This window comes from Desulfobacter latus (assembly GCF_013389365.1).
Classification (GTDB): Bacteria; Desulfobacterota; Desulfobacteria; order Desulfobacterales; family Desulfobacteraceae; genus Desulfobacter; species Desulfobacter latus.
Map to the genome: position 1 here is coordinate 11,534 of NZ_JACADJ010000030.1, position 23,700 is coordinate 35,233.

25 protein-coding genes and 1 riboswitch are annotated in these 23,700 nt (G+C 49.5%); of the genes, 4 read left to right on the forward strand and 21 right to left on the reverse strand.

The features are described 5' to 3' along the window. Positions 1-1,046: hypothetical protein (locus HXW94_RS09920; protein WP_218576659.1), on the forward strand; the 1,046-nt coding region annotated here is incomplete at its 5' end. 80 nt (positions 1,047-1,126) lie between these two features. Here the strand turns inward: HXW94_RS09920 and cobJ are convergent. The 18 genes from cobJ to HXW94_RS10015 all read right to left on the reverse strand — a co-directional run bounded on the left by cobJ (position 1,127) and on the right by HXW94_RS10015 (position 19,492). Then, a complete protein-coding gene (cobJ, locus tag HXW94_RS09925; RefSeq protein WP_178366745.1) occupies positions 1,127-2,014 on the reverse strand; it encodes a precorrin-3B C(17)-methyltransferase in 888 nt (295 codons plus the stop codon). A 391-nt stretch (positions 2,015-2,405) separates the two neighbouring features. Next, positions 2,406-2,993, reverse strand: a complete 588-nt coding sequence (locus HXW94_RS09930; RefSeq protein ID WP_178366746.1) for a Uma2 family endonuclease — start codon at positions 2,991-2,993, stop codon at positions 2,406-2,408. 9 nt (positions 2,994-3,002) lie between these two features. Continuing rightward, a complete protein-coding gene (locus HXW94_RS09935) occupies positions 3,003-4,094 on the reverse strand; it encodes a cobalt-precorrin 5A hydrolase (protein ID WP_178366747.1) in 1,092 nt (363 codons plus the stop codon). Continuing rightward, positions 4,091-4,858, reverse strand: a complete 768-nt coding sequence (gene cobM, locus HXW94_RS09940; protein ID WP_178366748.1) for a precorrin-4 C(11)-methyltransferase — start codon at positions 4,856-4,858, stop codon at positions 4,091-4,093. The genes HXW94_RS09935 and cobM overlap by 4 nt, the downstream gene beginning before the upstream one ends. 210 nt (positions 4,859-5,068) lie before the next feature. Further along, on the reverse strand, positions 5,069-6,325 hold the full coding sequence (locus HXW94_RS09945; protein ID WP_178366749.1) for an RNA-directed DNA polymerase: 1,257 nt from the start codon (positions 6,323-6,325) through the stop codon (positions 5,069-5,071). 16 nt (positions 6,326-6,341) lie between these two features. Continuing rightward, a complete protein-coding gene (locus HXW94_RS09950) occupies positions 6,342-6,734 on the reverse strand; it encodes a four helix bundle protein (protein ID WP_178366750.1) in 393 nt (130 codons plus the stop codon). 138 nt (positions 6,735-6,872) lie between these two features. Then, the gene (locus tag HXW94_RS09955) at positions 6,873-7,604 is read right to left on the reverse strand and encodes an Lcl C-terminal domain-containing protein (protein ID WP_178366751.1); all 732 of its coding nucleotides are present in this window, start codon (positions 7,602-7,604) and stop codon (positions 6,873-6,875) included. A 277-nt stretch (positions 7,605-7,881) separates the two neighbouring features. Next, a complete protein-coding gene (gene cbiE, locus HXW94_RS09960) occupies positions 7,882-9,102 on the reverse strand; it encodes a precorrin-6y C5,15-methyltransferase (decarboxylating) subunit CbiE (RefSeq protein WP_178366752.1) in 1,221 nt (406 codons plus the stop codon). A gap of 345 nt (positions 9,103-9,447) precedes the next feature. After that, entirely contained in the window at positions 9,448-10,824 is a 1,377-nt protein-coding gene (locus HXW94_RS09970) for a hypothetical protein (RefSeq protein WP_246293826.1), read from the reverse strand. Positions 10,825-11,011: 187 nt separating this feature from the next. Continuing rightward, complete coding sequence (cbiD, locus tag HXW94_RS09975) at positions 11,012-12,139, reverse strand: cobalt-precorrin-5B (C(1))-methyltransferase CbiD (protein WP_178366755.1); 1,128 nt, start codon at positions 12,137-12,139, stop codon at positions 11,012-11,014. Further along, positions 12,129-13,193, reverse strand: a complete 1,065-nt coding sequence (locus tag HXW94_RS09980) for a nucleoside recognition protein (protein ID WP_246293827.1) — start codon at positions 13,191-13,193, stop codon at positions 12,129-12,131. The genes cbiD and HXW94_RS09980 overlap by 11 nt, the downstream gene beginning before the upstream one ends. Next, on the reverse strand, positions 13,183-13,908 hold the full coding sequence (gene cobI, locus HXW94_RS09985; protein ID WP_178366756.1) for a precorrin-2 C(20)-methyltransferase: 726 nt from the start codon (positions 13,906-13,908) through the stop codon (positions 13,183-13,185). The genes HXW94_RS09980 and cobI overlap by 11 nt, the downstream gene beginning before the upstream one ends. Before the next feature lies 1 nt (position 13,909). Further along, on the reverse strand, positions 13,910-14,527 hold the full coding sequence (locus HXW94_RS09990) for a precorrin-8X methylmutase (protein WP_178366757.1): 618 nt from the start codon (positions 14,525-14,527) through the stop codon (positions 13,910-13,912). Beyond that, on the reverse strand, positions 14,514-15,899 hold the full coding sequence (locus tag HXW94_RS09995) for a cobyrinic acid a,c-diamide synthase CobB (RefSeq protein ID WP_178366758.1): 1,386 nt from the start codon (positions 15,897-15,899) through the stop codon (positions 14,514-14,516). The genes HXW94_RS09990 and HXW94_RS09995 overlap by 14 nt, the downstream gene beginning before the upstream one ends. Then, positions 15,896-16,819, reverse strand: a complete 924-nt coding sequence (locus tag HXW94_RS10000) for an ABC transporter substrate-binding protein (protein WP_178366759.1) — start codon at positions 16,817-16,819, stop codon at positions 15,896-15,898. The genes HXW94_RS09995 and HXW94_RS10000 overlap by 4 nt, the downstream gene beginning before the upstream one ends. Then, a complete protein-coding gene (locus HXW94_RS10005; protein ID WP_178366760.1) occupies positions 16,816-17,586 on the reverse strand; it encodes an ABC transporter ATP-binding protein in 771 nt (256 codons plus the stop codon). Before HXW94_RS10005 ends, HXW94_RS10000 begins: the two co-directional genes overlap by 4 nt. Before the next feature lie 5 nt (positions 17,587-17,591). Continuing rightward, entirely contained in the window at positions 17,592-18,620 is a 1,029-nt protein-coding gene (locus HXW94_RS10010) for a FecCD family ABC transporter permease (protein ID WP_218576660.1), read from the reverse strand. Between the two features lie 2 nt (positions 18,621-18,622). After that, complete coding sequence (locus HXW94_RS10015) at positions 18,623-19,492, reverse strand: sirohydrochlorin cobaltochelatase (protein WP_178366761.1); 870 nt, start codon at positions 19,490-19,492, stop codon at positions 18,623-18,625. Between the two features lie 214 nt (positions 19,493-19,706). Beyond that, positions 19,707-19,898: riboswitch (cobalamin riboswitch) on the reverse strand. Between the two features lie 155 nt (positions 19,899-20,053). Between HXW94_RS10015 and HXW94_RS10020 the strand changes: the two genes are divergently transcribed. The 3 genes from HXW94_RS10020 (at position 20,054) to HXW94_RS10030 (ending at position 22,301) form a co-directional block, all read left to right on the forward strand. Beyond that, a complete protein-coding gene (locus HXW94_RS10020) occupies positions 20,054-21,001 on the forward strand; it encodes an AEC family transporter (RefSeq protein ID WP_178366762.1) in 948 nt (315 codons plus the stop codon). 162 nt (positions 21,002-21,163) lie between these two features. Further along, complete coding sequence (locus tag HXW94_RS10025) at positions 21,164-21,643, forward strand: PilZ domain-containing protein (protein ID WP_178366763.1); 480 nt, start codon at positions 21,164-21,166, stop codon at positions 21,641-21,643. 43 nt (positions 21,644-21,686) lie between these two features. Continuing rightward, entirely contained in the window at positions 21,687-22,301 is a 615-nt protein-coding gene (locus tag HXW94_RS10030) for a class I SAM-dependent methyltransferase (protein WP_178366764.1), read from the forward strand. Positions 22,302-22,385: 84 nt separating this feature from the next. On the opposite strand, the gene HXW94_RS10035 is transcribed toward HXW94_RS10030, so the two are convergent. The 3 genes from HXW94_RS10035 to HXW94_RS10045 form a co-directional block, all read right to left on the reverse strand. Further along, entirely contained in the window at positions 22,386-22,772 is a 387-nt protein-coding gene (locus tag HXW94_RS10035) for a hypothetical protein (protein WP_178366765.1), read from the reverse strand. Positions 22,773-22,792: 20 nt separating this feature from the next. After that, positions 22,793-23,071: a hypothetical protein gene (locus HXW94_RS10040; protein ID WP_178366766.1), complete on the reverse strand. Its 279-nt coding sequence runs from the start codon at positions 23,069-23,071 to the stop codon at positions 22,793-22,795. 158 nt (positions 23,072-23,229) lie between these two features. Beyond that, complete coding sequence (locus tag HXW94_RS10045; RefSeq protein WP_178366767.1) at positions 23,230-23,571, reverse strand: helix-turn-helix domain-containing protein; 342 nt, start codon at positions 23,569-23,571, stop codon at positions 23,230-23,232. Positions 23,572-23,700: the final 129 nt, after the last annotated feature.

Here is a 23,700-nt window from a genome sequence, read left to right on the forward strand (position 1 = left end):
TGACATTAAAGGGCGATTTTACGCAAAAATCCACGTATGTAAGCTATTATTCCAACGAAGAGGAGAACTTTGATACATCAGGTACCCACAAGGTAATATTGGCCGGTTCAACGCTCCAGACAGTCAGTTTTGAAAATCCCAGTTCTTCCTATTCTCATTTTAATATCCTGGAAATTACAAATGAAGCAAATGCCAGAATATCATTTTCAAGCGACATAGTTGTCACAAAACTCTTTAATCACCATTTGAACGATTTTACCATCTCTTCATCCGACCAGTTCCCGGATTATGATCTGGACGGAATCCATGATCAGAATGACCCGAACCCTCTCAATGCGTATACTTGCGACCATAAATCTCTGAAAACATTGTATCGGGATTTAGACAATGACGGATATGGTGACAACAGCAAGATAATGTACACATGCGCCAGCCTTGAAGGGTATGTTGAAAACGATGATGATACGGATGATGCCATTTTCAATGATTTGGATTCCGACGGACTTTCAGACTATATTGAAAATATCACATGCACGGATCCGGAAGATGCCGATACCGATGATGACGGTATCCCTGACGGTGTTGAAGATTTGAACGGAAACGGTATCACAGAAACCGGTGAAACAAGCCCCTGTAATGCAGATACGGATGGAGACGGGATTCAGGATGGAACTGAGGCCGGCCTTACCCTGCTCACCATAGGGCCAGACACTGATATCAATATATTTCAACCGGATTTGGATCCGGCGACGTCAACCGATCCGCTGAATAAAGACACAGACGGAGACGGCTGGAATGATGGCGCAGAGGATAAGAACCTCAATGGGATGACAGAACCTGGTGAAAAAAATCCAACGGATGCAAGCTCAAAATTTGAAGCAGGAGATATTAATTGTGATAATGAAATGAACATGGTGGATTCTATTTTGGCATTGAAACTTCTGTCTGGAAAAGTAGTAGACATACATGACAATAAGGCTACAGATATGAATGAAGACGGGAAAATTGGAATTGAAGAAGCGGTCCACATTATAAATAAGGAATGAGGTTAAAATAACTTGCCCATTTTGCTATATCCGGGAGCGCGGGCGGAACGCCCGCGCTCCCAGGTTAAGTTGTTTCGGACTCATTCCTCATGACATTGAGTTTCTTGTTTCTTGCCTATCTCATATTTCTTGCTGTACCCCCGGGGGGTGATCATCAAATCATTGTAAATAAAGGTGGAAGTGTTTCCCACAATCACAATGCTCTGCATGCCCACGTCGGCCTTATCCAGATCCTGTAAGGCACACAACACCACCTTCTGGTTGTCCCGCATGGCACCGGTGACAATACCCACCGGGGTGGTGCCTGCCCGGTGTTTAAGCATAATCTCCATGGCCCGGCTGAGCTGCCAGTCGCGCTTTTTGCTTTTGGGATTATAAATATTAATCACAAAATCGGCTGCGGCTGCGGCATCCAGGCGCTTTTCAATGATTTCCCAGGGGGTGAGCAGATCGCTGAGGCTGACAGTTGCAAAGTCATGGGTTAACGGGGCTCCCAACAGCGCAGCACCGGCAGCAAGCGCCGGGATACCCGGCACCACCTCAACACACAGGCCGGCCTTTTCGCCGGTATTGCAGGCAATTTTTTTAAGCGCCAGCATTTCCAAAACTAGGCCGGCCATGGCGTAGATGCCCGCATCACCACCGGAAACCAGGGCGCAGACGTTACCGTCAAGGGCGGCATCAATGGCGGCCTGAACGCGGTCCACCTCCTTGGTCATGCCTGTGGTCAGGATTTTCTTGTCCTTGATCACATCTTCAATCAGTTCAAGATAGGTCTTGTACCCCACCACAATATCGCAGGCTGCCAGCACCTGGCGTGCCCGGCCGGACATATGGTCGGCCTTTCCGGGCCCTGTGCCTACGATGTAAAGGGTGTTGCCGCCAGGGCAAGGGTGACTGTCCGAGCCGCTGTTTTTGGTATTAACAGACTCGTCCGGCCCGCTGCCGGCATGGCTGCTGCTTCGCATACGCGTTCCACTGTTCCTTTCTTCTTACTCATTCTTACCCATTGAGTATGAATGATGAGAAATTCCTGCTTCATAGAGTGTGCCCGAACAAACTGCTTAGGTCTCATTTTCTCTCCACAGGCTTAAAATCCCGTAGAACCTACGGTATTTACTACTTACTACTTACTGCTTTTTTGTGATGCACAACACAAAGCTTGGTTTTCGCGGTTGTTTTATGCACATAGCCCAAAAGATTTTACATGCTTCAGGTCTGTAAAGCATAACCCTATATCTTTTCAAAGAACTCAAAAAATTATAGCAGAGAGAATGATATTTTGAAAGAAAAAATTAGTTTGTCAAAATGATCAACAAAAACTAAGTTTTAAAAAAAAAGAACTATAGTTGAACGCTCCTAATTTACAAACTCAACACGGTAATAAATGTCCGAAAGAAGCAGCTCGCAGTCAACGGATGCTATGGAGACGGATTTATTCATATCCGTGCATGGGCTTAATATCTGCCAGATGTCGTTGTCCCCGCGGCGGTAAAGCTCCACAAGACAATGATCCTGAGAGACAAGGATATACTCCTGAAGAGAGGGGATAAGCCGGTAATGGCGGAATTTTGTTCCCCGGTCGTATGCCTCAGTGGACTCTGAGAGAATCTCCATGATGACAATGGGATTCAGCAATGTCTCTACCCCTTTTATTTTTTCCAGCTCAATGTTTCCGCAAACAACCGTAATGTCGGGATATGTGTATTTTTCATTCCCTTGAATCTTGACCCGCATATCACCCACAAAATTTTCGCACGGTGAACCCTCAAGCTGATTTCCAAGTTTGCGGTCAATATTTCTGCTTATCCGGTTGTGATTCAAACTGCCGCCCGTCATGGCAAAAATATCGCCATTAAAATACTCATGCCTGATTTCCGAAGTCCTCTCAAGTTCAAGGTACTCTTCCTGTGTTATCCGGGACTTTTTCTGTGGTTGAGGATTCATTTTATGTATTTATCCCCCATATGTCTTCAATATTTTACAATAACCACCGCTGCCTTCAATATATTCGTTTGTTTTACTCAGAGCAAGGGTTACCGTCCGGTTGGCCGTTTTCGGTACTAACAAACAAGTCCGGCCCGTTGCCAGCATGGCTGCTGCTTCACATACGCTTTTCACGCCGATATGTTTATTCACCAGGGAAGAGGGATTAGGCACGGTCTTTACCTGCGCCAATTGGTCTCTTGTATAAAATTCAATGGGCACGTTTAAGGCCCGGGCAAGTTCCAGAAGCCCGGGTTCCTCCGCTTTAAGATCTACGGACACGATTTTGGACAGGCTGTTCACACTGAATCCATGGGTCTGAAAGACGTGTCGTAAATGATCTTCTAATTCCTGCCGGCTCACCCCTCTTCGACACCCCATGCCGGCCACCAGCATTTTGGGCCGCAGCACCAGAACGTTTTCCGGCAGATCGCGGATCGTGTAATCCACCCATATTCCGGATTTTTCAGAGCTAAATAAAGAAGGCTCGTCCACTAGTGCGGACGGCAGGTGCGGTGACACCAGATGAAAGGGATCATGAACCGGCAGGGGCTCCCCCTTGATAAAGGCCATGCTCACATGTTTAACGGCTGCTGTATTTTCGATATAAAGGTCCTGGTCCCGGGCAATCACATCAATGGCCGGTACCTGGTTGACATCCGTGGCCGTGGTGATCACAGGCGTTGCCCCCAGTATATCCGAAAGCATGCCGGCCAGGTCATTGGCACCACCCATATGGCCTGAGACCAGACTGATCACAAAACGCCCGGCCTCATCCCCGCACACCACGGCAGGATCTTTTGTTTTATCCTGGATTAGAGATGCAATGGTACGCACCACAATACCCGTAGCCATAATAAAGTAATGGGCATCATATTGGTGCCAGACCGGTGCCAGGGCCTTGGCCAAAGTGGAAAACCCGGTATAGGAGTCACCCGGCACAAGTTTTTGCGATGCAAACAGGTCTGCATGGGGCAATGCCTGTTTCACCTGGTTTGCCAGATCCATCCCATGGGGGGTCAGTACCCACACCGCAAGTTTTTTCTCAGCCCAGGCGATCAAGACTTGTCCCGGTATCCGTGGGCAAAGGCCCGGTCGTAGAGCAGAGATCTGGCATCCTTTTCCGTTTCTAAAAAGGGCCCCACAATGATGAGCGCCAGGCGGTTGATCCCGTTTTCCGCCATGGTTTCGGCCAGCCGGTCCAAAATAGTAACAACAATGCGCTCTTCGGGATGGCTCACCCGATAGGCCACGGCCACCGGTGCTTGGGGCCCATAGGTTCCGGCCAGGATATTCTGCACCTGTTTGGCCATACCGGCACTCAGGTAAATCGCCATGGACGCGTTATGGGCGGCCAGGCGTTCCAAAGACTCTTTTTCCGGGACCGGGGTTCGGCCTGACATCCGGGTAAAAATCAGGGTCTGGGATTGTTCCGGCACAGTGTATTCAACCTTGAGCGCGGCAGCCGCGGCAAAGGCCGCAGTAACGCCCGGGATCACCTCGTAGGGGATTTCCCGTTGCTCCAGCACCATCATCTGCTCGGCAATGGCCCCGTAAAGGGACGGATCGCCCGTGTGCAGCCGCACCACCTTAAGCCCCTTGTCCCAGGCATGGGCCATGGCATCCACCATCTCGTCCAGGTGCATGCCGGCGCTGGACGTTTTTTTTGCCCCGTCACCGGCCCAACTCAGCACCGCTTCAGGCACCAGAGACCCTGCGTAAAGGATATAATCCGCCTCTTCCAGGGCTTTCATGCCCCTGACCGTAATCAGGTCCGGCGCCCCCGGCCCTGCCCCGGTAAATATAATCGGATATTTTTTCGTCATACCTTTCCTTTTTGCCGGCAAATTAATTTAGTCCCCAGCAAGTTTCAACGGCTCGTATCGTTGCCATATTTGCCTTTTCCGTATTTTACCAAGGACTCCATCCTCTAAGGAATGAGTCGGAAATAACTTAACCTGGGAGCGCAGGCGTCCCGCCTGCATCGTTGCTGCGGGCGGGACGCCCGCGCTCCCGGATATATAAAAATGGGCAAGTTATTTAAGCCCCATTCCTAAAACAATAACAGCATCGGAAAAATTGTTCTGGATATGGGCATATTGCCGGTTCACCCGTTGCAGGTTTCCAGGAATTACATATTTACGCGCCAATTTTTTTTCAAATAGATTATAAAAGAAATAACGAGAAAGAAAATCATATTTTTCCCAAAGAGACCGGATAAGTGAAAAGGTTTTCGCATGTTTAAAATGGCCAAGATATGAATTCAGCACCGCAAAAAGGGCGTCAAGGACGGGTATGTCAAATGCGTAAATCCTCCTGCCCTCTTCTTCAGACACCAGAAGCCTGTCAAAGCATTCCAGTCTCTGCTTGAAATTGCCCACAACCCGTCTGCGCACAAGGCAATAATCTTTGCGTACAATATACCCCAGGAAATTAATCCCGTTGGTCATCGGCCTCAATTTGCACGCCTTTTGGTTTAATTTCAAACAAAGTGTACCGGATAAAAAGGTGGCGATCTCCTGCTCCCATATTTCCAATACTTTTTTACTGTCGGACAATAAAATAAAATCGGCACAATACCTCAAATAATGGCGGCATTTTAAGATGTGCTTTACAAACTGGTCCAACGCATTCAGGTAGACATTGGCAAAAAACTGGCTGTTAAGGTTGCCAATGGGCAAACCTTTGCCTTTCCGGACCTGGAAAAGGGTTTTGTGCGGTGGCAGATGCTCTGCTAAGCGCCTGTCTCCCTTTATGGCAGGATCTATGGTGCAGTCATGAAAAATCAGCAGGTGACTGAGCCAGAGCGCGTCCTGATCCGGACATTTTTTGCGGATTAGATCAAAAAGGATTGCCTTGTCAATGCGCATGAAATAATTTTGAATATCAAGCTGAAGATAAAAGGCCCGTCGGGTACCATTTGCCGTAATCTGCCGTATAAATTTTTGAAGACGGGAAACGCCTTTGTGAATCCCTTTGCCTTTACGGCAGGCATAGGAATCGTGGATGAATACAGGTTCCCAGATGCTTTCCAGATAATCGACAAGGATATGATGAACAATACGGTCTTTGAAGTCTGCGGCAAAAATTTCTCTGAGATTGGGCTTTTCACTGAAAAAGCAGACAGAACGGCCGGGGCGGTAAGTGTGATCGGCCAAGGCCCTGGTGAGGCGAACCAGTTCCTTTTCCTGGTCCACCTCGAAACGCAGGGCATTGATGGTATTCCTCTTATTTTTCCGACACTGGATATAGTGCCGGTAAACATTTTCAAAGGAAAAAAGCAAGGGAAGCATTATCCGCTGCGAACGGCTAAACCATAATTGTTGTTCGTCTTTTTAAAAATTCAGGCCCCTTCTTTTTATTACACGCCTTTATCCAGCCTTCGTTCTGTCTGCTTATCCGAGCCACCCCTTCGGCTGCAAACTGAAAGGACTTAAAATTTTTAAAGGCCTGGGTTTTCTTGCACAGCCGAATGATGAGCAGCAATTCTTCCAGTTCCCAGCGAAGCTGCAGCAGTTGCGGTGTTTTATCCCAACAGGCGTTTGCCTGTATAATTTTAAGCACCACCGCCCGGCTGCGACCCCGTAGCTGGGTACCAAGGGTATATTTATGATATCTTAAAAATCCGGCAACCACCTTCTCAAAGTGAACGGCCATATCAAAGGCCTGTTTGTAGATGGGCAGATGTTCGTAACGAGCCATGTCCTTAAAAAATCCCGGTTTAAAAAAAATTTTCGACAGGGGCTGCGCCCCTGTACCCCCTGATACCGGATGGCAGCCTGGTACGCATACGTCAATAATACAAAACCTCAACGGCTTTGCATTTAAATAATCAAATCATCAAACGCCTCTTCCCTTTTTCCGGCCTGCTGCGGCCAACCCCAAAAGGCCTGCGCCCAGCAGCAGAGCAGTTCCAGGCACGGGGGCGGAAGAGGCTGAAACTTGTCCGCTGCGAACGGCTAAAACATAGGCGTCGTAATGCTTATTGTTGGTACTCTGGGCGCCGTTTTCCATGCGAAAGTACCAGGCGGAGGAGGGCATATTTGCATACTCCGTGCCTGACCAGTACCTAGACGCAATTAAATTTTTAAAATCTCCTGTTTCGGTCAGGCCCCATCCTGGTTGAGGATAATTACCGGAGGTATCGATATACCCCAGGTTGCCCAGTTCCTCATAATAAAGGTGACCCATCTCGGAATTGGCTAAATTGTACCCCCCTGTATAAGTATAGTTTCCATCGTTATCAGGATCACCCTCATATCCAACATCCCATCCGCCATCAACGGTGGACGGCAGCCGCCAGGCGGCATCGTCCCAGGTAACGCTGTACTGGGCATCAATGTTATAGGTAAGTGCGCTGTCAAGACTGTTGGTCCATGTAACCTGACTGGCCCAGTTTACATAATTTGAATAATCCAACCACACCACTGAATTACCGTTGTTGTCATCGTCCCAGATCAAATTATAGTCATTTCCATTGTAAGTAGCCGTGCCGATGGTGATCATCTCTGCCTGGGACATGCCGGACATCAGTAATAAAAACAAGACTGAGCACAAAAAAATTTTCTTCATACCACTCTCCTCTAAATAGTAGAACATTTTTTACCTTTCAATACCAATTTTTCATCCAATCCCTGCATAGTGTAGCAAAATTCATGCCGTTTTTTACATCAAGTCAAACAAAAGGCTTAGAAATGGATCTTAAGTCACTTGCCCATTTTGTCATATCCAGGAACGCAGGCGTTCCCGGGTTAAAAATCACTATAAGCAGCCCAATCTTATGATCACCCCCCAAACTTTTCAGGCAAATTGCTCTGTAAAAAAAGTAACAGTTTGTAAAAATATTTCATCATAATTTCCCTTTTTTTCCTACAATAATCCACACGGGGTTCAACGCGTCCATACGCCGTCCCCAGGGCATGTTTCGGGATTTACTGATCTGGGCCTGGGTCAGGCTCACCCTAAAACCCTTTTCTTCCAGCTTGGACACCGCCGGATGCAAGGTCTCCATCAGTACGGTATTTACAACGATTCGGCCCAGCGGATTCAAAACTGTTGCCACCACGTCCAGCACCTGGCCCAGATTTTTTCCGGAACCACCGATAAAAACCCGGTCAGGCCTGGGTAAATCCGTCAACCCCTGGGGAAGTTCGGCTAAAAAAATAGACAAATTTTTAACCTTGAACCGCGCAACATTGGCCTTGATCTGTGCCACACGACCCTGATTTTTTTCCACGGCATAAACAAACCCATCGGGTAAGAACAGCGTGGCTTCAATTCCCACAGATCCAGACCCTGCCCCCAGATCCCACAAAATATTGTCCGGGGCCAGTTCCAGGGCGGCCAATGAGAGAACGCGAACCGACGCCTTGGTAATCAGACCTTTTTCATGGACAAACCAGTTATCCGGGGTCCCCAAACGCAATGGGCCGGACGGGACTGCCAATTCACCTTTTTGAAGCACCACCACATTGGGCTGGGCAAAAACCGTATCTGCGTCTGTGTGCGCATCCATGGTGGAAACTTTTTCTTCCGGGGCGCCCAGGTTCTCCAGCACCCACATCTGCCAGGCATACGCATGGGAGTCCACCTGTTTTTTAACAGCCCAGGGATCATTCTTAGGATCGGTAAGCACACACAGCAGCGCCCTGTCATCCATGGCCGTTGCCAGGGCCGACATATTTTCCCGGCCGTGCAGGCTCACCCAGGCCGCATCCTGCCAGGGCAGTTTAAGCCGGGCAAAGGCGGCAGCCATGCTGGTGACATTGGGATGGATGAAAACGTTATCAGCCCCCAGGCGTGCGATCAACGTTTTGCCTATACCAAAAAACAATGGATCTCCAGATGCCAAAACCACCACAAGCCCGGCAGCCATATTCTGCTCAATGAAATCCAGCACCCCGGACACAGGGCTTGAGATCTCTTTTTTTAACGCCCTTGTCTGCCCAAAATATGACAGGTGCCGTTTGCCCCCCACCAGAACGGTTGCCCTTTCAATGAGCGCCAGGTGGGATGCGGTAAGATCCGACGGGCCAAGGCCCATGCCGATCACATGAACGGGTTCAGTCATGGCGGTTATTCCTCTGTTATCAATAATTACGCATAGAATGCGCATAGAGCCATTTCTATGCGTACCTTAACCGGTTTGCGCATTGCGGTACGCATAACGTGCCCAACGGCGATTCCCTTCCTGAACCACTTCCGCGTTTTCCTTCATTAGCTGATAGAATTGTATAAATTCGCGCTCATACACCAGTATGCGCCCCGGCCGGTACCACCATGCTCTATATAGCCGGCTGCTACCATGCCTGAAAGTTTTTCCCTAATTTCGGTTTCACTGCGCTGGCATATGCCGGCAGCCGTCACCGTATCCACCTCCGGATGCTGGCGAAGGTATTGCAGTAATAAGAGTTCCTCAAAATTGATAAACCAAGCAGGCATTAATACGCTGAGTAATCTCATCTTCAATCAGGGTGTAGGCCTTTGAATCAAAATCAGCATAACGTTTTTTAAACTGCAGCGCCATGATCCCTTCAGGCAGATGATCAATCCGGGGCATAAACTGATCTTCCGTTTTGACGGCCGCCATTTTCTGCTGTATTGCAGATGCCTTTTGGGCAGAGCCTGTGGCAAGTTCAGCAAGCCTGACGCCGGCCTTGTCTGCGGCCAGATCAGCAAAGCTGAATCCGCTTCCGCCATCTGAATCCCCCACTTCTTTGACAAGCCCTGCAAAGTTGCTCAGCTTACTGCCCCCGGACACCGCGATCCCGGCAGACACAAAAAAATGTTTGACCAGATCTTCCCTGCCGTAAAGGGTGAGATCGATATGTTCAGGCGGGATAAGTTTTGCGGCTCTTTCCTCGGTCACAAAACGGTCCGGCCTCCGGCCAAGGCAGAATAAAGAGATGGCCTGCAGCAGTGCCCTGTTTTCCCCAACCGGATCTTTTGACACATTACTTTGGTCTGAAGCCAGCTGAAACAACGGCCGGGTCACCCGGATCACACTGATTTTTTTAATGCCGTGTTCTTTGAATATGCGGCTCAATTTGGCCAACGCATTGCTGTATACAATCAGACGATCCTGGTCTTCCGGGGAAATGAGCATCGTTTTCCGGATTTCACGCAGCCGGTTCAGGACATCCGGATTCCAGTCATAGGTAAAACTCAACTGCTGCCGACGTATTGCAACCGATTCCAGGGCATCGAGGCTTTGCAAAACCAGTTTATAATTATCCTGTACAAGCAGGGCCTGGCCCAAACAGGACAGCGCAGACGTGATCAGGGGACCGGGCAATGTAAAAAATCCGACACTGATGGAATGGAGACGGGGGCTGGCGTTCTCTATTTCTATAACACATGCCGTGTTGATATATTCGCCCAAAGGGGTCTGGGGAATCTGCACAGTGGTACTGATATTTATAAACGGATCAGATAAACGAATTCGGGGAAAGATCGCAAACTGGTCAATCAACTGGAAGGCACCGTAAGCGGCCATCAAATTTAAATCCTGTTCGGAAATTTTTACCTGCCGGAACGCCCTGACCGTCATGGAATCGGGCTTGTAACGGCGTATCAGCTGTTCCATGCGCCGAACCTGATCAAATGACAGCTCTGGTGGTTTGCCCACGGCCGGACTTTTATCAATCACACCCAATAAAAAAAGAAGCGGACAGGTCACCACCGCAAGAAAAAATAACAAAAGAAAACTTTTGACAATGAATTTAAACATTTTTTTATTATAAAATAAGAAACACGTAACCACAAGCCTGCGCTTTCTATCCAAAGTCACCATCTAACTTCTTATTTCAATGTAAAATCAACGCACAAAGCCGCCAAGACAAAGATTTTTTGGGTTTGGTCATACATCGTAAGTTGGGTTAAACAAAGTGAAACCCAATAATTTATCGACGCTGGGTTTCGTCCCTTAACCCAACGTACCGGAAATTCGTATGGCCAAAAATATGACCAAGGACGATTTTTTATTCAACTTTGCGTGCCTTTAGGGCTTTGTGCGAGAATGAATCAAAGGCAACACCCCCTTGAAAGTCATAAATAACGGCCCTGAACCGGCATGGTGCCGGGCAAAATTTTTCAGCCGACCGGATCATGGCAGTGCCGACTCTTTCCAGCACCCGGGGGTAACCGGGCCAAACCATCCCAAAGGCATGCCGGGCCGTGTTGGCGTTTAAAACCTCCCGGGCCAAGGCATGATTCCCGGTCTCGTCGCCGACCAGATCCGCCAGCCAATCCATGGTGAGATCCGATTTGGCGGCATGGGTATGGGCAAATCCCCGGGCCATTTTCAAAGCTTTGCCGAAAAACACGGCCAGGACGGCATTGGGGATCTTATTTTCAGCAAGGCATGCCATGGACATGCCGAAAAAATCCCCGATCTGTATAAACGCCTCCGGGTGCACATCGTACAGATCCGTAAAAAACGCTTGGGAAAACCGCTCGGATCGCCGTCCTGTGGTCAAAACGACATAATCGCACCCACACGCCCGGGCCACGGACATCGCCGACCGGATGGTAGCGGTGTAAGCCTCATGGGACAAGGGGTTTACAAGTCCGGTGGTACCCAGAATGGACAAGCCCCCTTCAATGCCCAGCCGGCGGTTCAGGGTTTTTTCGGCCAGAACTTCACCGTTCTCCACAAAAATTTCAACACTCACCCCGGCATTGCTGTGATAGGCATTAAGCACCTGCAAGGCGGCGTCACGGATCATCTTCCGGGGCCCGGGATTGATGGCAGGTTCTCCCGGCGGCACCTCAAGGCCGGGCTTGGTGACCATGCCCACGCCTTTGCCGCGGGTGATCTGCACCGTGCCGGGATCATCAGTCAAGCCCACCACGGCACCGATTCTAGCCCGGTGGGTTATATCCGGGTCATCCCCGGCATCCTTGACCACCACGGCCCGCACCAGACCATGGTGTGGCGATACCGAATCAACAAGCACGTCAAGCATCTGACCGTTAAGCAGATTGATGTTTACCGATCCGGGCACCTGCGTTGTAAACAGGTAGACCAAGGCTGCTTTTACCGCAGCTGCGGCTGCCGTGCCCGTGGTAAATCCCCGGCGTAAATTTTTCGTCTCTCTACCCGACAAACCAATACACCAGCCCCACAAAAACGATACTTGCCATCCGGAACCCCTGGCCCATCAATAACATGGCAAGTCCCATGCCCGGTGAAAAAATGCCCATGTACCGGGGTAGCTGGTGCCGGATGGCCCGGATGGGAAATGCGATGATATTGCCTAGAAGCAGGGCAATCACGGTCTGTTTCACAGTGATGGTGCCGGCATCCATCAACGCGCCTGCCGCGGCAAATCCGGCCGTGAACTCCGAGGCAAAACTTAAGACCACCACGCTTAAAGACTGGGCCGGAACAAATTTTTGCACGGCAAACCGGGTCATAAAAATTTCAACGGCATCAAAGGCACCTGCCGCGGTCAACACGTAAACCACGGTGTAAACCGGCACCACAAAGGCCATCACCCGGGAAAACCGGGCGGGAAGCTTTTCCTTTAACGACTGCATCAACGGCTTTTTCTTTTTTGAAATGCCCCGGGCATTCCCGGCCTGGACATCGTCACCCCCGACAGGCCCTGGATTTTGGGCCGCCACAAAAAAGCGTCCGAACAGGACAAACAAAACGGTACGCACACAGGTGGCCAGAAAGGTTAAAAGAAAATAAAGCAACCCTGCCGTGCGTGTTAAAGGCACCACAATAAAAAACGTCATGGGCAGGTGCAGAAAAAAAGCCGGGAACTGATTGATGAAGTTGGTTAAAAACAGCTGACGCCGGGTGATCTGTTTTTCCTTGTAAAAATCCAGGAGCATGGCATTGGCCGACACCCCTGAAAAAAAAGCCGCCGTAAATGCCGCAGAACACCGGGTGCCTAAGTTGGCAAACCGGAATACCGGGGCGGCCAGGGCACCCAGTTTGCGGGTCCAGCCCGTGTCATCAATGGCCTGGGCCACCACAAGGCCAATGCCGACAAAGGCCAGCATCCGGGAAAGGGGTAAAAGCAGACGGCCGGGCAGCATTGCCGCAGTGACCCCATCCACCCAGACAAGGCCCGCGGCAAGCACGACTCCTGTGATCAAGAGCCCGATCAAAAGCATCAGGCCGGTATTCTTTTTTTTCTCAGGATTCAAGTCCCTGCCCGCTTTTCTTGGATATGATCAGGGTCCAGTATTCGGAGGTTTTCTCCTGAAACACACGAACATTGCGGACAATCTGCTCACCGTCAAGCCCGCATTTGACAATGCCCACACTTTTTTCCGCCATGCCGGCCTCATCCAGGGCCGTTACAATGTCACCGGCATTTTTATACGCTTTTAGAAAAACCACATTGTCCGCATGATCACTGATTTCCCGGAACTTGTCCCCGCCCGTGACACCGGATACAAGGGTCAGGGATTCCTCGCCTTCCACCAGGGGCGTGTTGATGCGGGCCGCTGCGGCCTGGTAGGAGGTAATGCCCGGAATGGAACATATTTCAATGTGCGGGGCCAGCTTCCGGATAGACCTGAGCAAATATCCATAAGTGGCGTAGGTCATACAGTCCCCAAGGGTGATAAAGGCGGCATTTTTGCCCTGCGCCAGCTTTTGAATAACGGTTTCGGCATTATCCTGCCACGCGGCTTCCATGGTCTGCCGGTTCCGGGTCATGGGAAAAGGGAGTATCTGAATGGGCACTGACGCCTTTAAATGGGGTTTGGCGATCTCAGCCGCCTGGCTGTGGGAATTTTTTGCAGAGGACGCGGCAAACACGATGTCCACCTGGTTCAAAGTTTTAACGGCTTTCAAGGTGATGAAATCCGGATCGCCGGGGCCCACACCAATGCCGTACAAAATACCTGGGGTCATGTTATGTCCTTTCACATGCAATCAGTGCCAACGCATTAATCACACTTGCCGCCACAGTGGAACCGCCCTTGCGGCCCACATTTGAGATATAAGGCACGTTGGTTTCCATCAGGGCGGCCTTGGATTCCGCCGCATTGACAAACCCAACGGGAAGCCCCACAACAAGGGCCGGATCAGCCGCTTTGTTTTTTATCATCTCCAGCAGATGAAGCAACGCCGTGGGCGCGTTACCCACCACATAAATACCGTTTTTCATCATGGGTGCGGCTGTTTCCACCGCCACACGGGCCCGGGTCACCCCCCTTTGCTTTGCCTGTTCCGCCACCCGGGGATCCGCCATGAGGCATTCACACCTGCCGCCGAACCCTGCTAAAAGATCTTTACGGATACCGGTTTTGGCCATATTGGTGTCGGTGATCACGGTGCACCCCTTACGGATGGCGTTGATCCCGGCCGCCACCGCATTGGTGGAGATCTTGACCATCTGCATATATTCAAAATCCGCTGTTGTATGAATCATGCGCCGCACAATTTTCCACGCATCCGGGGCAAAGTTGTGGGGACCGGCCTCTGCGTCAATGATGGCAAAACTTTTTGCTTCAATCTCATCGGGCTTCATGTACGCAAGTTTTCCTTTCTTTCTGATATTGAAAACACGCCTGCACAAAATTTTGCGGCACATCCGGGTTGCTTTTAAAATGCAGGTGCAGGTAGCTGCCAAGGGTCCGGTTCTTTTCAAATCCCGGCACGACCCGGGTGCCGCCGGTCCGGTCACTGGCATTATATACACTTTTTTCCCCATGGTCATCCAGGCTGGAATAATGGAACTCATGTCCCCGGGCCCTCACACCTGTTTGGCCAAGGATCGTGTTCCGGTTCAACGTAATTTCGCGATATCCAAGGGCCCGCAACCTTTTGGACATGCGGCAGGTAAATCCAAAACAGCCGGCCATGTCGTGGCATTGCCCGTCTAAATCTTCCAGGGTACGGCAAAGGGTCATGAACCCGCCGCACTCGGCATAAATGGGCATAGCGTTTTGGCAGGCCAGGGAAACCGCCTGCTTGAATTCCGTATTTTGCGCGAGAGTTGCGGCATGCAGTTCCGGGTACCCGCCACCCAGATACAGGCCGTCTATATCATCCGGAATACCTGGGTCCGAAAGCGGCGAAAAATAAATAAGTTGTGCCCCGGCCTGTGCCAGCAGTTCTAAATTTTCAGGATAATAAAAACAAAAGGCCGCATCCCGGGCCACGGCGATACGCACAAACGCCGGTCGCTTTTCCGGGGGCGCCGGCGTATCTGTGTGAATCCAGGGCAGTGAAGCCAGCAGTGCATCAAGCTCCATGCAGCTTTCTACCAGATCGGCCAGGGCGTCCTGCATCTGGCCGTCAAGCCCATGGTCATCACGGGTGACAAGGCCCAAATGCCGGGAAGGAATTTCAATGTCCGGATTCCGGCCCACCCCGCCAAGGCATGGCATCTTTACATTGCCTTCCAGGGCCTGGGTCAGATAGTCCAGATGCACGGGACTGCCCACTTTGTTGAAGAGAACGCCTGCGAATTTAAGGTCCGGGTCAAAATTTTCAAAGCCCTGAACCAGGGCCCCGGCACTGCGGGCCATGCTCCGGGCATCCACCACCAACAGCACCGGCAGGTCCAGCCATTTGGCCAGCTGGGCCGTGGAACCGGCCTCGCTCCTGCCGTCATACCCGTCAAACAGGCCCATCACCCCTTCCACCACGGCAATGTCGGCCTGACCCGTGTTTTGCCGAAAAATTTCAAGGTTGGTCTGTTTCTTAAGCATCCACCCGTCCAGATTCCGCCCGGCAACCCCTGTGATGGTGGTGTGGTGCCCCGGATCAATGAAATCCGGCCCCGCCTTAAAGGGGGCAATCTGCAATCCATGGCGCTTGAATGCCGCCATCAACCCCAGGGTGATGGTGGTTTTACCGCACCCGGAGTGAACGCCTGCAATCACAATCCCCTTCATTGCACACCGCCTTTTTCAAGTATCCCGGGATAAAGCATCTCCGCAATGGTGTAAATACCTTTGAGCAGATCCATGGTGGGCCGGGATACGATCTTTTCGTCCACAATAAAAATTTGATTTTCCTTTACCGCCCGGATCACATCAAAGCCGGGCTCATTTTTGATCATCTCGATTGTGGGCTGGTTCATGGCGCCTTTCTGGGCCAGAAACACATCAATCTCATGTGCATGGGATAAAATGCGCTCCTTGCCGTAAAAGGCGATATTGGTACCTCTCACGGACGGCGCATCCCGGGCAATGTTTACTCCCCCCGCGGTTTCCAGCGCAAAAACGGCCATGGAACCGGGGGTAAAGGTTTTCATCCGGGAATGAATGGCCTCAAAATAGACCTGTTTTTTATCCGGGATCGCCCGGGTCACCGCCGAAATCCGGGCAATTTCATCCTTGAATGCGGTGACCATCTGCCGGGCCTGATCAATTCTGCCGGTCAAGGTACCCAGGGCCGGCCAGTAGTCAAACATCTCGTCTACATTGCCGGGCTGAAGGGAAACAACAACAATGCCGGCGCGTTCCATCCCCGTTACCAGGGCGGTATACGCCCTGTCGATCATGGGCCGGATCAAAACTAGGTCCGGCCGGGCAGCCATAAATTTTTCAAGCCCGTCATGGTAGGAAAATTTGGGTTTGCCCGCCCACCTGTCCAGGGGACAGATGCCGATGATTTCATCATCAAGCCCCAATGCTTTCAAATTCCGGGTGTGGGCACCGTACAGGCTGATAATCCGGGTATAGGGCGCATCAACCTGGATGCTGCGGCCACCGGCATCCGTAAGAGCATTGCCGGCATGACCTTGCACCGGCACGGCTCGGAACAGAAAAGTTGAAAAAAATATAATAATTATTGAATTAATGATCTTCATAAAATCGTTACCTGTTTGCAGTGGATAATTTCATCGAAATAAACGCTGGATGACACGTCAAACACCTCTTTGATCACCGATGCCGTAAACACCTCGTCCACCGGCCCATGGGCTGCGACCCGGCCATTTTTCAAAAACACCAGGGACCGGCAGAACCGGGCGGCCAGATTAAGATCCTGCATCACACTGATCACGGTCAGGCCGTTATTTTTCACCCTGTCCGCAGCCAGGGTCATCAGCGCCAGGGTATGGCCAATGTCCAGATTGGAAGTCGCCTCATCCAGAATCAGGCAGGCGGCGTCCTGGGCCAGGGCCCTGGCAAAGACCACACGCTGGCGTTCCCCGCCGGACAATTCCGTGACATGGCGACCGGAAAAGTCACTGATCCCCGTAGCCGCCATAGCCTGGGCCACCAGTTCCCGGTCCTTTGCACCCGGCGCACTGAACCGGCCCAGATGGGGATAACGGCCCATCATCACCACCTGAGCCACGGTAAAGGGAAAATTCACCCGGAAATCCTGGGGCACCAGCGCACATTTTTTTGCCAGTTCACCGGCGTCGAAACCATCCAGGCGCCTGCCATCCAGCAGGATATTGCCGTTTTCCGGTTTCAGGTGTCCCGTGAGCAGGTCCAGCAGGGTGGTTTTTCCACTGCCGTTGGGCCCGAGCACACCATGGAAGCCCCCGGTCTCCATCTCCAGGCTGATCCCTGAAAAAATGACCCGGTTCTCATAGGAAAAACAGATATCCTTTAATGTGTATCCCATAGGTTTTAAAAGCGTTGTTTTCCGGAGAACTGCCGTTTAAACACATAACAGAAAAACGGTCCTCCGATCAAAGCGGTGAGTACCCCAATGGGCACTTCCGAGGGCAGTACGGCCCGGGTAAAGGTATCCGCGCACAGCAACAACACCGCCCCTGCCAAAAGGGAAACCGGCAGCAGCCACTGGTTGTCCGCCCCCACAATCCCGCGCATCATATGAGGCACCAAAAGTCCCACAAATCCGATGATGCCGGACACGGACACACACACGGCCGCCATGAGCGATGCGGCGGCCAAAAGAATCAGACGCGATTTTTTCACATCCACGCCAAGGGACGCAGCAGACCGGTCACCCAGGGCCATAAGATTCAAGTCCCTCCCAAAGCACAGACACACCACAGCGCCGATACTCACAAAGGCAAACGAAATTCCCACATCCATCCAGGTTTTGGCGACAAAACTGCCCATGAGCCAGAAAATGATCACCGAGACCCGTTCATCCGCCGCATATTTTAAGAAACTGATCCCGGCCGAAAGAATAGCCGCAACGATAATACCCGAAAGAATCAGGTTGTTGGATGAATATCCGCCGGCAGTGCCGCCGGACAGGTAGAGCACCACGGCCAATGTCGTAACGGCACCGGCAAAGGCGCACAGCCCCACACTGAGCCCCTGGAAATAACTCATGTTGAAAAAAAAGGCCACACAAGCCCCAAAGGCCGCACCGGCTGAAATGCCAAGAGTATAGGGGTCCGCCAGGGGATTTTTCAAGATCCCCTGGAACACCACCCCGGAAACAGAAAGCCCGGCCCCCACAACGGCGGCCGTCAAAATTCTGGGCAGGCGCACATCCCAGATAATGGCTGACGCCAGCGCATCCCCAGGGCCCCGGCCCCAGAGCTTTTCCCAGATCACAGCCGGCACCTGTACAAAAGGCAGGCGCACCACACCCATGGCCGCAGACAAAACAATGACCCCGCCCAGCAGCAAGCCAAGACCAATCGCCACCCGGGCGGGTTTTTTTTTAATGCCTGTCAAAGCTAGAAATGCGCCATTGCCTTTGCCAGCTGACCCACCCAGATGTCGACAAATTCATCATACTCCGCCGTGCCTTTAAGCACGGTCCGGCAGGAAAATCCCACCTTAATCAACTGGGATTTCCAGGAATCTTCTTCGTCGCCGGCCATATCATTTTTGGCATGATCACCAGCCACCGACATAAAGGGCATTAACCAGACTTTTCCAGTCTTTCTTTCCTTAAGCCAGGCAATGAGATCCCCAAGTTCAGGATACCCTTCCACGGTGCCCATGATAATGTTGGGGTCTTTTTGCTGAAGCTGCCAGTTCATGGCAGAATAATAAATATTCCCCGGATGGTGGGTGCCATGCCCCATGAGTACAACCGCTTCATTGGCTTTACGGGCCTTGGGAAGCGTGGCAAAGATAGCATCAACCGCTTTGGCTACCGTGTCCTGGGCCCCCAGCAGGGGAAATCCCAGAATGAGCCTGTCAAAACCACCGGGCATGGCTTTAAAACCATTCACGGTCATGGTCAGCTCATGGTACTCTTCCCCCGGGATGGTATGAAGGGACTGCACGGCCACATGGGTGTATCCGTCATCCATCATTTCGGCCAGTGCCTGGGCCGGGGAGAGAATCATCTCACCCTGCTTGGCCAGTTTATGCCGGATGATATCGGAGGTATAGGCCCAGAGCACATCAACCCCGGGAAACGCCTTTTTCACTTTGGCCTCAATATGTTCAAATGAGACCTTGGCAGAAGCCTCGCTGGTACCAAACGCCACCAGCAGAATGCCTTTTTTCATCTCTTTTGCTTCTTTGTGGGCATATGCACTGGCTGCACACAAAACCATGGTCAAAACAACGGCTGCGGAAATTACCTTTCTCATACAACGTTCTCCTTATAATCCTGGATGTTAATAATAAGGCCCGGCAAGCCGTCCAGCAACTGCACCGCGCCCTGAGGAGGCGATCCCGCATCGCATATAAAACAGCCCCAAAAAAACAAAACAGCCCTTCAAGCCTTTTATGACTTGAAGGGCTGCACCCAGTTTTCTTGGCCCTGTAATATTTATGTCTGCGCCGGCAATTCCCTTTGCACAACGCACATCATCAGCTCAGGCAGGTCTTCTGGCTCCCGGATCATGCAAACACCTGCGCCTTCCCATACGCCTTAAAAAAAACGAACAGTGGCAATATGCAGGTTTTGTCCCCGGTTACAGCGGCGGGACCGCTCCCGATTCTCACGGGATTCCCTGTTAGGCCCAGACGGGCACCTCAACACAACCGCATGATTGCGCAATACGATGCGCCTGTCAAGCGGACTTTCAAAAAGCTTGCTCATCTCAAAAAATAAAGGCACACTACAATGTTGTTTCTTTAAGCGAATATAAGCAAATTGTAAATTTTAAAAGTTCTATGGCCCTAATATATCAAATAGAGGATATTTAATGCAGACGTTTATAATTACATTTCAAGCAGTCGCGGTATTGTTTTTTATAGGATTTGTAGGATTTCTACTTCTCAAAAAAAAGTTTCTTCCTCAAAATATTTTAGGCCCACTATCTTCATTGGTTCTAGAAGTCTCACTACCTTCACTTATATTTGTAAAATTGATCGAGAACTTTGATCCATATCAATCAGGAGATAAAATACTATTGCCGCTCTATTGGGCCATGTTTTCTATCGTACTTTTCATACTCTCTTACCTTATAAGTCATATTTCAAAAAAAGAGAGTAAAAAAGAGTTCTTCATATCACTTTTTTTCCAGAACTCAATGTTCATCCCTATAATACTTATCTCAGAACTGTACGGAGACAATTCAAAACATCTGGTAAATTTATTTTTATTCACCGTATTTTTTCCTGCTCTATTTTTTAATACCTATTCCTTATTTTATTCTAAAAAGAATCAAAAAATCGACTGGAAAAAAGTATTTCATCCTGTCTTCATAGCGTTAACGTTGGCCGTAATAATTAAAGTAATAAATGTTCACACCTTTATTCCTGATTTTCTTATCGGCGGTTTAGGATTTATTGGTAATATGGCAATTCCCCTATTAACAATAGTATTAGGAGGAATTGTATATATTGATTTCCAAGAGAAAGGGAAAATCGACATATTAGAAATCTTAAAATTCATCTTTGTTAAAAATATTATTTTCCCGGCAGTGGCCCTTATATTTATTTGGTATGTTCAAATACCTAAAGATATATCCTTACTAATAGTAATTCTTTCCGCTGTTCCTCCGTTAACCGCATTACCTGTTGTAATGGATCGTGTTGGTGGAAACAGGCCATTAGTTAACCAACTACTTGTATCCAGTATGTTTTTTTGTCTAATTTCAATACCGGTAACGATGTCGATTTATGACTTTATCATACGCGCAAAGTACTAGAAAAAATTGTTTCTTTACCAGAATAGATTTATGGTTCCCATATTTAGTCTTGTAATTTCCACCTATAAATGATTTTTTAGTGGAAAGAAATTCTGTACAAAACAGAGATGTGCATTATGTGTATTCAATTTTATGTTTACATGTTCGTTTCAGGAAGCACAGATGACACCATTAAACATTATATTCAGCCTCATAATCCTTTTGATCTCGGGATTTTTATGCGTCCAGCTCCTCAAGCTTTACAAACGGTTTAAACTGGCTTCAGACAATACCACCGCAACAAATATTTATGTCATCAAGTGTAATGACAGCGTAGACGAAGATATTTGCCTGGAAACCATGACAATCGCCGAGCCACCGCCTCCCCGACCGGAAGGTTTGAAAGGGATGGAACGCCGCAGGTACCCCAGAAATGAATTTCATGATTTTGTAGAGTTTATAAACAAAGGCGCCCTGTATAAAGAAAAAGCCCGGGATCTGAGTTACTCCGGCATTTTTATCCAGTCCAAGACACCGGAAAAATACAAAAAAAACGATGTGATTGTGATGACCTTTCAAACCGATGAGTCAGGCCCCCAGCGGCGGAAGGGCCGAATCGTCCGAACCACCCACGCCGGTATCGGCGTCAACTTTGTCTGCTGACTTTCAGTCCCGACCACTTGGACCTATCCACAAAAGATCAATCATGGGTCATTCAACGTTAAATTATTACAGTCAACATTCCTTGGAACTGGCTGAAAGATATGAATCTGCGGATGTCACACACCTGCATGATTTTCTTTCATCCAGCCTGGAACCAGGCGGCAGGCTTCTGGAGCTTGGTTGCGGCTCCGGCAGGGATGCCGCCTTTATGGTCAGCCAGGGGTTCAAGGTGCTGGCGACCGATGGCGCCGCATCAATGGTCGAACAGACAAAACGACACCACCCCGAACTTACGGGAGATGTGCTTCACTTGAAACTGCCGGATGGGCTGTCAAATGCGTTAGGGATCTTTGACGGCATATATGCCGTTGCTGTTCTGATGCACCTATCCGTACCGCAAATCAAAACCACAATATCTGCCGTTACCTCTCTTCTGGCAGCCAAGGGCCGGTTTGCATTTTCAGTCCCGGCCCGGCGGGACGATATCATCACAAACGAGTTTGATTCTAAAGGCCGGCGATTCACAGCACTATCATCAAATGAGTGGAAAACGTTATGCTTGAAATCCAACCTGCAGATTGTCCGCACCATGATTTCCGAGGATGGTCTGGGAAGGGGCGGGATTGTCTGGATGAACTGTTTGGCGGAGAAGGCTTAGGCTGGGGGAATAGCTGATTCTGGAACAGCCGCCAATTATAACAAATGACAATCAACACTCGGTGCTCTCCCGCTACTACTTTGATTATGATTCGGTGACATATTTATAGGTTAAGAGCTCCCTAAATTCCCAAACATGCTCAGATATCCCAGCTGCCATTGCTGGTGTTTTGGGGCGCCACTTTTTTTGAAATCGTTCATCAGAATCCGATATTTTTTCTCGAAGACTCATATGAGGACGTGCAAAGTTATAAAAAGCTTGAAAAAAAATGGTCTGCTTTTGGCATCCTTCATATCCCCATAAAAGTACTTTACACTTTTTTGGAAAGAACCTTGAAAAACGGGGATTGGCCTCAAAAAGTGTAAAGTAGTTATGAAGGATGCCCTGCTTTTCGAGATTTTCTTTTTTTTTGCTGAAGCCAAGAATTTTACGTCCAAAGGGTGCTAAGGACTGCCTGATCGTAAGGTTCAACCTTTCCAGAAAGCTGGTGCCTATATTGAACCCCAAGTTGGCAAGCCGTTCCGCTCCGCATCTGATGCGATGACTGATACCGACCAGTCTGCACCATTATTCGTTTTTCGCCGGACAAAACTCCACATCTCATCCAACTCTACTCTCGTAACGGGAAGTTCTTTGAGAAGTGCTTGGTTGATTTCATTCGCTTTTTTGTATGCTCGATCCAGCCAAAACAAAATTGTGTCTTCTTTAACACCAAGCACGAAGGCGATTCCGGTGATATCCACTTTTACCAGTATCATCTTCAAAGCCATTATGACCTTTTATTCTTCTGTTTTCAGATCAAAGAAGGCGGTATCACGGGTCTCAGAAAATGCTTCATTACATGTGTTGCATCGAAAAATATGCCGTTTCCCACTTTTGGTAATATACGTGCTGATCGATATCGGGTATTATCATTGCGTGTAACTCCCTAAGCTCGAATAGATTTGGCGGCTTCAAACAATTGCTTGATCTGTTTGGTTGTGAATTCAGAATCCTTAATAAATCTTAAAAGCTCCATAACTTCAGGCTGGTCATTTAGAAAATCCGAGACTTCTGGGTCTGTGGAAGATGATAAGCGGAAGAGAACATCTGGATCAGTTGCCAGTTCTTTTGCCAGTGTTTTTATCACATCAGGCTTTGGAGGCCTTTCCTTGCTACGCTCTATTCGGCTGAGATATGCGGGAGAAATGCCTATTTTGCCGGCAGTTTCCCGTAAACCGAGATCCTGAGCTACTCGCAACTCCCTAATTGTATCACCAAAATTTTTCATTCAAGCACTCCTGATTTACCAAACATTCACTTCCCCGTTACTATAATCCAGTGTTTAGTGTTTTGCAACACTAAAATTAATTGGTAAATTTTAGAATATTTTGGTTGATTTTAATCAATATTCTATTTA